Annotated in this window: 8 protein-coding genes and 1 other RNA gene; all 9 read right to left on the bottom strand. The window is 50.1% G+C overall.

What is annotated here, in order from left to right:
* Positions 1-26 precede the first annotated feature (26 nt).
* Positions 27-422: an enamine/imine deaminase gene (locus tag FDW94_RS18800; protein WP_003828585.1), complete on the bottom strand. Its 396-nt coding sequence runs from the start codon at positions 420-422 to the stop codon at positions 27-29.
* Positions 423-435: 13 nt separating this feature from the next.
* Complete coding sequence (gene pflB / locus FDW94_RS18795) at positions 436-2,730, bottom strand: formate C-acetyltransferase (protein WP_043017750.1); 2,295 nt, start codon at positions 2,728-2,730, stop codon at positions 436-438.
* Between the two features lie 28 nt (positions 2,731-2,758).
* The gene (gene tdcD / locus FDW94_RS18790; protein ID WP_137378075.1) at positions 2,759-3,967 is read right to left on the bottom strand and encodes a propionate kinase; all 1,209 of its coding nucleotides are present in this window, start codon (positions 3,965-3,967) and stop codon (positions 2,759-2,761) included.
* A 31-nt stretch (positions 3,968-3,998) separates the two neighbouring features.
* Positions 3,999-5,330, bottom strand: a complete 1,332-nt coding sequence (tdcC, locus tag FDW94_RS18785) for a threonine/serine transporter TdcC (RefSeq protein WP_008785886.1) — start codon at positions 5,328-5,330, stop codon at positions 3,999-4,001.
* Between the two features lie 22 nt (positions 5,331-5,352).
* Positions 5,353-6,342: a bifunctional threonine ammonia-lyase/L-serine ammonia-lyase TdcB gene (gene tdcB / locus FDW94_RS18780; protein ID WP_003828594.1), complete on the bottom strand. Its 990-nt coding sequence runs from the start codon at positions 6,340-6,342 to the stop codon at positions 5,353-5,355.
* Between the two features lie 98 nt (positions 6,343-6,440).
* Entirely contained in the window at positions 6,441-7,379 is a 939-nt protein-coding gene (tdcA, locus tag FDW94_RS18775) for a transcriptional regulator TdcA (protein ID WP_003828596.1), read from the bottom strand.
* Positions 7,380-8,345: 966 nt separating this feature from the next.
* An RNA gene (gene rnpB / locus FDW94_RS18770) (RNase P RNA component class A) lies at positions 8,346-8,722 on the bottom strand.
* A gap of 32 nt (positions 8,723-8,754) precedes the next feature.
* Complete coding sequence (gene garK / locus FDW94_RS18765) at positions 8,755-9,900, bottom strand: glycerate 2-kinase (RefSeq protein WP_032934186.1); 1,146 nt, start codon at positions 9,898-9,900, stop codon at positions 8,755-8,757.
* A 65-nt stretch (positions 9,901-9,965) separates the two neighbouring features.
* The coding region (locus FDW94_RS24515; RefSeq protein ID WP_249358638.1) for an NAD-binding protein at positions 9,966-10,461 on the bottom strand (496 nt) is incomplete at its 5' end.

Below are 10,461 nucleotides of genomic sequence, written 5' to 3'. Positions count from 1 at the left end.
CGATCCTGAGATCGCCCCGCAAGGGATTACAGCGTGTCGCCACGTACGGCAATGGCTTCAATCTCCAGTTTCACATCCTTTGGTAAGCGGGCGACCTGCACGCAACTGCGCGTGGGGTAGATTGCCTTATGCTCATCAAAGAACTGCTGGTACACCTGATTAATGGTGGCGAAGTCGTTCAGGTCAGAAACGAAAACGGTCGTCTTCACGATATCGCTCACTTTCAAACCTGCGGACTCGACGATCGCTTTCACGTTTTCCAGGCTTTGACGCGCCTGATCGGCCACGTTTTCAGCCACTTCACCGGTCTGTGGACACACCGGGATTTGACCTGACGTCAACACCATGCTGCCCAGATCCACACCCTGTACGTAAGGCCCAATCGCCCCTGGCGCACATTCGGTTGCAATTACTTTTCTCATAGTCCCTCCGGCGTCAGAGCGCCTGGGTGAAAGTACGTGAAATAACATCCTGCTGCTGTTCGCGGGTCAGCGCGTTGAAGCGCACCGCATAACCAGACACGCGGATCGTCAGGTTCGGATAGTTTTCCGGGTGTTCAATGGCATCCATCAACATTTCACGGTTCATAACGTTAACGTTTAGATGCTGACCACCTTCCACATGTGCTTCATGGTGGAAGTAACCGTCCAGCAGACCGACCAGGTTGGTTTTACGCACTCCATCCTCTTTGCCCAGCGCTGCCGGCACAATGGAGAAGGTGTACGAGATACCGTCTTTGGCATAGGTGAACGGCAGTTTGGCAACCGAGGTTAACGACGCCACCGCACCTTTACGATCGCGGCCGTGCATCGGGTTCGCCCCTGGCGCAAACGGCGTACCTGCGCGACGTCCGTCCGGCGTATTACCGGTTTTCTGTCCGTACACCACGTTGGAGGTGATGGTCAGAATGGACTGCGTCGGCACCGCGTTACGGTAAGTTGGCAACACCTTAATTTTCTTCATAAAGCGTTCGACCAGGTCGCAGGCAATGCTGTCTACGCGCTCGTCGTTGTTGCCGTATTGCGGATAGTCGCCTTCGATTTCGAAATCAACTGCCAGACCATTTTCATCACGAATCGGTTTCACGCGAGCGTATTTGATAGCCGACAGAGAATCCGCCGCCACGGACAGACCCGCCATACCACAGGCCATCGTGCGATAGACATCACGATCGTGCAGCGCCATCAGCGAAGCTTCGTAGCTGTACTTGTCGTGCATGTAGTGGATGATGTTCAGCGCGCTGATGTACTGCACGGCCAGCCAGTCCATAAAGTGGTCCAGGCTCTCCATCACCGTGTCGTAGTCCAGCACGTCATCCATCAGCGGTGCCGTTTTCGGCCCGACCTGGATTTTCAGCTTCTCATCCACGCCGCCGTTGATTGCATACAGCAACGTTTTGGCGAGGTTGGCACGTGCCCCGAAGAACTGCATTTGCTTGCCGATAACCATCGGGCTGACGCAGCAGGCAATGGCATAGTCATCGCTGTCAAAGTCGGCACGCATCAGATCGTCGTTTTCATACTGCAAAGACGAGGTGATGATAGACACCTGGGCGGCGTACTTTTTGAAGGCTATCGGTAGCTGCTCAGACCACAGCACCGTCAGGTTCGGCTCAGGTGCCGGGCCCATGGTGTGTAGCGTATGCAGGTAGCGGAACGAGTTTTTCGTCACCAGCGTGCGGCCATCCAGTCCCATACCGCCGATAACTTCGGTCGCCCAGATTGGGTCGCCTGAGAACAGGGTGTCGAATTCCGGCGTACGCAGGAAGCGCACCATACGGATCTTCATAATGAAGTGGTCGATCAGCTCCTGCGCCTGCTGCTCGTTTAAAATTCCCGCTTTGAAGTCGCGCTCAATGTAGATGTCGAGGAACGATGCGGTACGGCCCAGCGACATAGCGCCACCGTTCTGAGATTTCACCGCAGCCAGGTAAGCAAAGTACACCCACTGCACCGCTTCCTGCGCATTACGCGCCGGACGGGAGATATCGCAGCCGTATTTCGCCGCCATTTCCTGCATTTGCAGCAGGGCGCGACGGTGTTCAGACAGCTCTTCGCGCAGACGAATCGTGGCTTCAAGATTCTGGCCCCACTCCAGGTTCGACTGGAGATCGGCAAACTGCAGTTCACGCTCACGCACCAGATAGCGGATACCGTACAGCGCGACGCGGCGATAATCACCGATGATACGACCACGACCGTAACCATCCGGCAGGCCGGTCAGCACGCCGGATTTACGGCAGCGCAGCATATCCGGAGAGTAGGCGTCGAATACGCCCTGGTTATGGGTTTTACGCAGTTCAGTAAACTGGTATTCAAAATCAGCATCCATCTCACGACCATAAGCATCAAAAGAGCTTTTGATCATGTTGATGCCGCCAAACGGATGCAGAGCACGCTTGAGCGGCTTATCCGTTTGCAGACCGACGATTTTTTCCAGTTCTTGTTCAATATAACCCGCATCATGCGCGGTTATCGTGGTAGCAATATTGGTATCGAAATCAACCGGCGCGTGCGTCGAGTTTTCAATACGGATGCCCGCCATGACTTTTTCCCACAATGCAGTGGTCGCAGGCGTTGCTTCGGCGAGGAAAGATTCATCCCCTTCATAAGGCGTATAGTTGTGCTGAATAAAATCACGGACATTAATTTCTTCTTTCCAGTCCGTACCTTTAAAGCCATTCCAGGCTTCGGCATACAGCATATCGCTGGTATCGATATTTACCTTCATGAAAAATAATCTCTCTGCTGAAATTTAATTATGCAAATTCTACTGGTGTATTAATTTTGCCTAAGGCAATGGCATCACGCGCAATCATTTTCTCTTCATTTGTGGGAATAACCGCACAAATAACATGAGCATCTTTATTAGAGATAATTCTTTCGCCATGGGAATTTGGCAGGCTATTCATTTCGCTGTCGATATTCACCCCTAAAACGGCGAGATGTTCAATAACCAGACGACGAATTAATACTGAGTTCTCACCAATTCCGCCGGTGAAAATAATCCCATCAAGACGATGCAGAGATGCGGCATGTCCGGCGATATGGCGTGCAATACGATGCACAAACGTTTTAATCGCCAGCTGCGCACGCTCATGTCCTTCGTGCCAGGCTTTTTCTAACGTACGTAAGTCAGAGGACAAACCGGAAATACCCAGTAAACCGGACTCTTTATTCACTACGCGCTCAAGGTCGCCGAGCGTCTGGTTGGTTTCGCTGGCAATCCACGCCATGGCGCCGAAATCGACGTCTCCACTGCGTGTGCCCATCATCAGCCCTTCCAGCGGCGTCATGCCCATTGAGGTATCAACGCTCTGTCCATTACGTACCGCACAGATTGACGCGCCGTTGCCCAGGTGCGCTACAACCAGACCGGAGTCATCATGTTGTAACTCGAGAAGCTCATGCGCCCGTTGAGAAACATAGCGGTGCGACGTGCCATGGAAGCCATAACGACGAACGCCCAACTCCTCATAATATTTCCACGGTAAACCGTACAGATAGGCCTCAGGGGCCATCGTCTGGTGGAAGCTGGTATCAAATACCGCGACCTGCTGCCGGCCAGGGAAAAGGTGCTGAGCAGATTCAATCCCGCTCAGGTTCGCATAATTATGTAGCGGTGCTAATGGCGATACCCGGCGAATATTGTCGATAACTTCGTCGGTAATAATTGCTGATTCGGTAAAGATATTTCCGCCGTGGGCAATGCGGTGGCCAATTAAGGCCACGCTGTCCATTAAATTACGTTTCTCCAGTTCAACGGCAATTGCTTTTAATGCGTCTTCGTAGCTGTGGTGAGCCAGCTTAGCTGGCTCTCCTCCATTAATTGCTATGAACGCATTTTCAGAGTTAATACCGTCTGCAATTCCCGTCATTAAAACTTCACAGTTTGCTGCATCCAGCACTGAGAATTTAATGGAAGACGAACCACAGTTAATAACCAGTACTACCGGAAACTCATTCATTTCACTACTCCGCTCATCCTGAGCTTAAGGATTAAAACAGTTTGTAGACGATGTTCAGGATGGTCAGCAGACCAATCACGGTAACAAACACGTTATCCAGACGGCCACGGTATTTCGCCAGTGATGGCGCTTTACGGATGGCATACATCGGCAGCAGGCAGAGCAGAGAGGCAATAATCGGCGCGCCCATTGCTTCAATCAGGTCCAGGATGTTCGGGTTGGCGTAAGCCACAACCCAGGTGGAGCCCATGATGAAGATCATGCTGATGGTATTAAGTTTGCCGGCAGAAACTTTCGTTTTATCGCCTTTATAACCAAACTTCAGCACCAGACCGTTCAGACCTTCCAGCGTCCCCAGATAGTGGCCGAAGAAAGATTTGAAGATAGCAACCAGGGCGATGATTGAAGCACCGTACTCCAGAACAGTTGCGAAGGTGGACTTCGTACCGGACAGTGAAGCGAAGTGGTTTGCCAGGTAAGACAGCACAGGAATGTTTTGCGCTTTCGCATCCGCCATGTTTGCCGGAGAGAGCGTGAACAGGCAGCTAAAGGCGAAGAACATTACTACCGCAACCATCAGCATACTGGCGCGGGAGATGATTTTAGAACATTTCTGCTCGGTGAATTCGCGACCGTAATCTTTCTCATACTCTTCGCGTTTAGAGACGACGAAGGAAGAAACGATTGGCGAGAAGTTGAAAGAGAACACCATGATGGAAATACCCAGCCATACGGTAACCAGGATGCCGTCATGGCCAGTCAGGGCGATATTGCTGATATCAACCTGATCGATAACCGCAGAGTTCCAGTAAGGAATCAGTGACAGAGAGATAAGCACCAGGCTGGCAATGAACGGCCATACCAGGTAGCTCATCACTTTAACCATCAGATCTTTACCAAACCAGATGACGAATGCCATCAGCAGCAGCAGGAACAGTGCCACGAAGCCACGGTTTAACGCTGGCATCTGCAGCTGGTTTTCCCAGAAGGTCATAAAGGTGTTGGTAATGGTGACGCCATAAATCCACAGCAGCGGACAAATCGCAAAGAAGTAGAGGAACGTGATAACCACGCCGCCCGTTTTACCAAAGTGCTCTTCAACCGTTTCTGTGATGTTACCGGAAGGGTTAGAACCGGAAAGACACAGGCGTGCCAGCGCACGGTGGCAATAGAAGGCGATGGGGTATGCTAACACCAGCATGATCAGAATGGGGATCAGTCCGCCAAAACCTGCGCGGATAGGGAAGAACAGCACCCCAGCGCCGATGGCTGTACCAAATAAACCCAGTGTCCAGGTGGTGTCCGATTTGCGCCAGGACGACTGTTTTGTCTGGCTGGATACAATGCTATCAGTAGTACTCATATCCTATCCTCAACGAAGTATATTAAGCGTCAACTAAACCAGTAATTTGAGATACACGAGAAAGGTCGATATTACCGCCAGAAATAATGCTGACTGTTTTTCTGTTCTGGATATAGCTATCTAATTTCCCGCTTAATAATGCTGCGCATGCCAGCGCGCCGGCACCTTCAGTCACAACTTTATTTCGCTGAATTAATGCCACCATGCTGTTGCGAATTTCATCTTCGCTGACCAGGACAATGTCATCCACCAACTCACGAACAATTTCATACGTTAAAGTACCCGGGCGGGAAACGTCACAACCATCCGCCAGGGTGCCGGTCGTTCGGTGCGTGGTTATTTCTCCAGCGTGGAAAGAAGCCGCCATGCCGTGAACGTTTTCAGACTGTACGCCAATAATTTTAATGGTCGGGTTAATAGATTTAATTGCCACCGCAATACCAGCAATCAGTCCACCACCGCCAATTGGCACAATCACGTTATCGACATCGTACAAGTCTTCCAGAATTTCCAGACCAATAGTGCCCTGACCAGCAATAACTTTCGGGTCATCATAGGGTGGAATAAAGATACGGCCTTCAGTTTCCACAATCTCGCTAACCTTAGCGATGGTGTCGTTGAAGTTGTCGCCGTGCAGCACAACTTCTGCGGAATAATCGCAGGTTGCCGCTACTTTAGACTTCGGTGCGCCTTTCGGCATCACCACTTTGCCGTCGATTCCGAGCATAGCGCAGGAGAGAGAAACACCTTGCGCATGGTTACCTGCAGAGCAAGCCACCACGCCCTTACATCTTTCAGCTTCGGTTAATGAACTGAGCTTGTTAAAAGCACCACGGATTTTAAATGAACCGGTACGCTGCATGTTTTCAAACTTGAGGAAAATTTCCCCTTTGCAACGTTCACTAAAATAGTTAGAGCGAGGCATTCCCGTTTTATAAATTTTCCCCGCAAGTCTTTTTTTCGCTTCGAGGATATCTTCAATTGCAACTGGGAGATCGTATGTAATGTGCATTAGAACCTCTTACCTGGGTATTAAAGTAAATAGATAGCCGTGACCATTGTCAGATATAGACAAATGGCGTTTATTTCGTGTTAAAACAAATTCAATCTTTAATCAATTTCAATTAATTGCCTTCGTCTCCGACAATTATATGATGAATACTCTTTGGCTAATTCCACCAAAATAGATGCTGCTTTTTTAATTCGATAATTTTTCGACCACACGGCGGCATAGCGCGCGACGGGTAAGGTTTCTTCTACCGGGATAGTAATAAACTGGTTTGAGCCAAACGGAGTGGTCATATCGCAGGGAATTACTGTTAAGAAATCAGCATTGAGAACAAGATTATAAATCGTAACGACAGAGTCTGTTTTAACGATGTTTTCACTGCTGATGCCATTATTCTGTAACGTGGTAAGAAGTTCGCTGTAGTACCCCATATTCGTTTGTGGCAACACCCACTGTTCGTTTTTCAACGCGCTCAGCGAGGTGATGCCGGTGCATGTTCGGGACTTGCTGGCAACCAGGATAAAGTCTGACTCAAAGAGCGGTTCAACATGCAGATCGTGCAGTTTCATCTCATCACTCAGCGTACCGATGGCGAAATCCAGACGTCCGTCACGGATTGCCGGTAAGAAGGAGGAGAGCTGAGCTTCATACATAGAAACCTGCGCCTTCGGGAACACTTCTTTGAATTTTTTAATCATGCCGGACATGATGGTGAAGGCAATCAGTGAAGGAAAGCCAAACGACACATCAACGACCGCATTGCTCGTCATGCTGTTCATCTCATCAACCATGTTTTTCATTTCACGGGTAATAGATTCAGACCATGAGAGCATCACCTGACCTGCCTGAGTCAATGTCACACCAGTATTTTTACGTACAACTAACTCAATACCGAAATAAGCCTCTACATCATTAATGATTTTGCTGACAGCCGGTTGAGTTAAACCTAATTCTTTTGCAGCTGAGCCGATAGAACCGCTTCTAATGACTTCCTGAAAGACCACTAAGTGCTGTGTTTTAGGGAGTGTAATAGTATTCATATCGACCTGCGCTAATTACTTTGTTGACGGCAGGAAGTGTACCAAATTAAGCGAACAAGGATATGTGCTACCCCTCACAAATCCCCTTGACTTACATTTTGTAAGACTATCGTTAAAATTTAAATCACTTAATAATCATGCAGATATGAATTATCGATCTCACTTTATCCTGACTTTAGTCAAAAAAAGATGGGGGGATAACGATTTTTTATGGCTATAACACCCCCATTTTTTCCACTATTTTTTAAAACCATGAAAGGCTATATTTCAATCAATTACAGAACAATTATCAGGCAAGATGGCGCTTAAATTTAATAAACAACTTATCAAATTTAATTATATTTTAATGATTATGGCGATTAAATAACGTTATGCATCACATTTTTTCGCCATATTTGTTTGTAAAGAAACATTGCATTTATTAAAATTCAATCTAAAAAACACAAACAATTATCATATACAACATTATATTAACACTGATTTTGTGCGATTTATTAGCAAGTAATTTTGTGATGGCGATCGATTGCGTTCTATTGTTCTCGAGAAAAACGTATCGCACAGCGTTTTGTGTTGGTCGTCACAAAATTAGAAATATCCGCCGACACATTCCCCTCAGATAAAAGAAATTTGGTGCATAAATAATAGGGATATAAAAATTAGATAGGAAGGAAATAAGCGCCTGCATCCTCGAAAACCAATCTCAATGCTCGCTGTAAAACCTCTGCCGGATGGCGGTGTAAACACCTTATCCGGCCTACAAAACCAGTCTCTCCCCCAGTAGGCCTGATAAGCGCAGCGCCATCAGGCATGGCAACCGCCCTGAAAGCAAAAACCCCGCTGAAGCGAGGCTTTATAAAGTGTGAAGCTGACCGATAAGCCGCGTTCTTTTGAGCATAGCGTCGTGGACAGTCATTCATCTGTCTTACCCAGAAAGCAAAAACCCCGCCGAAGCGGGGTTTTATTAAAGAGTGAAGCTGACCGATAAGCCGGGTTCTGTCGTGGACAGTCATTCATCTAGGCCAGCAATCGCTCACTGGCTCAAGCAGCCTACCCGGGTTCAGTACGGGCCGTACCTTGTGAACCCCTATTTGGCCTTGCTCCGGGTGGAGTTTACCGTGCCACGGACTGTTACCAGCCGCGCGGTGCGCTCTTACCGCACCCTTTCACCCTTACCTGATCCCACTTGCGTGGGCCATCGGCGGTTTGCTCTCTGTTGCACTGGTCGTGGGTTTCCCCCCCAGGCGTTACCTGGCACCCTGCCCTATGGAGCCCGGACTTTCCTCCCCTCCGCCCGTCTCCCCCGAAGAGGACGACGACGAAGCGGCGACTGTCTGGTCAGCTTCGGCGCGCAGTATAGAGGGTTTGCGGGGCAATGTCACCCCGCACTGCGCATTCCTATCGCTAACGTGGCAGCGATGTTTCTTGAGGCGCGATAAATATTATCAAATGCCCCACGGAAGGCCTCTTCCAGCGTGCTGATGCTGGTCAATACGCTAAATACCGCATCGATACCATATTGATGCACTACCTCCACATCGCGCGTCAGGCTGCCGCCAATACCAATAACCGGCTTGTGGTACTTCTTCGCGACATTCGCCACGCCTACCGGCACTTTGCCGTGAATGCTCTGGCTGTCGATCCGCCCTTCGCCGGTCACCACCAGCGTACAGTCGTGAATATGCTCTTCCAGATTGAGCGCCTGGGTCACAATCTCGATACCGCTGCGCAGCTCGGCGCCTAAAAAAGCCATTAATGCCGCGCCCATTCCACCTGCCGCACCGGAGCCTGGCACATCTTTCACATCGACCCGCAGCGATTTTTTAATGATGTCGGCATAATGAGACAGATTACGGTCCAGTTCGAGAATGCGTTCTTCCGTCGCCCCTTTCTGCGGGCCAAAAATGCGCGAAGCGCCAGAATCGCCGATGAGTGGATTAGTCACATCGCAGGCCACGCGAATGGAACAGGTTTTTAAGCGCGGATCCAGACCCGAGATATCGATGGAGTTCAGACTCATCAGGCTTCCACCACCATAGCCAATTTCTGTCCCGTTGGCGTCGCAAAGTTTTGCCCCCAGCGCCTGCACCATACCCGCGCCACCGTCGTTGGTGGCACTGCCGCCGATGCCAATAATGATGCTCTGCGCACCGCTATCCAGCGCCTGCAAAATCAGCTCTCCGGTACCGCGTGACGTAGTGACTAAAGGGTTGCGCTTTTCAGGAGGCACCAACGCCAGACCGCTGGCTGCCGCCATTTCGATAAACGCAGTTTTACCATCTCCAGACATGCCCCAGCAGGCATTCACTTTTTCGCCCAGCGGCCCCGTTACTTGCGCTGAATGTTCACTCCCTTGCGTCGCGGCAATCATGGCTTCAACCGTTCCTTCGCCGCCATCGGCAACCGGAACAGAAACATATTGCGCATCGGGGAAAATTTCCCGAAATCCTTTTTCTATTGCCTGAGCTACCTCGGTGGCAGAAAGGCTTTCTTTATAAGAGTCTGGGGCAATTACGATTTTCATAGTTATGTAGCCTGACTGTGCCGCGCAAGGCAAGAAATACAGGGCGCACATCCGCGCCCTTCTTGTTAGCGAGTGACTTCCACTTTCGCCAGTTTTTCGTAGTAGCATGCGAGCGCACTGTGATCGGCAGTACCCAATCCATCTGCGCGTAGCGCCTGCATCATCTCCATGACTGCTGCAGTCAGCGGCAACTGAGCGCCAACGCCATGAGAGGTATCCAGCGCGTTCGCCAGGTCTTTGATATGCAGGTCAATACGGAAACCTGGTTTAAAGTTGCGATCCATCACCATCGGCGCTTTCGCATCCAGCACGGTGCTGCCTGCCAGCCCGCCACGGATCGCCTGATACACCAGATCCGGATTCACACCCGCTTTGGTCGCCAGCGTCAGCGCTTCAGACATCGCGGCAATGTTCAGCGCCACAATCACCTGATTCGCCAGCTTGGTAACGTTACCCGCACCAATTTCACCGGTATGCACCACGGAGCCTGCCATCGCTTTCAGCAGATCGTAGTACTTGTCGAAAATCGCTTTATCGCCGCCGACCATCACCGACAACGTG

Source organism: Citrobacter sp. wls757, assembly GCF_005280935.1.
GTDB lineage: Bacteria > Pseudomonadota > Gammaproteobacteria > Enterobacterales > Enterobacteriaceae > Citrobacter > Citrobacter portucalensis.
Note: the sequence above shows the minus strand (reverse complement) of the source record. Positions and strands in the feature narration are given on the sequence as shown.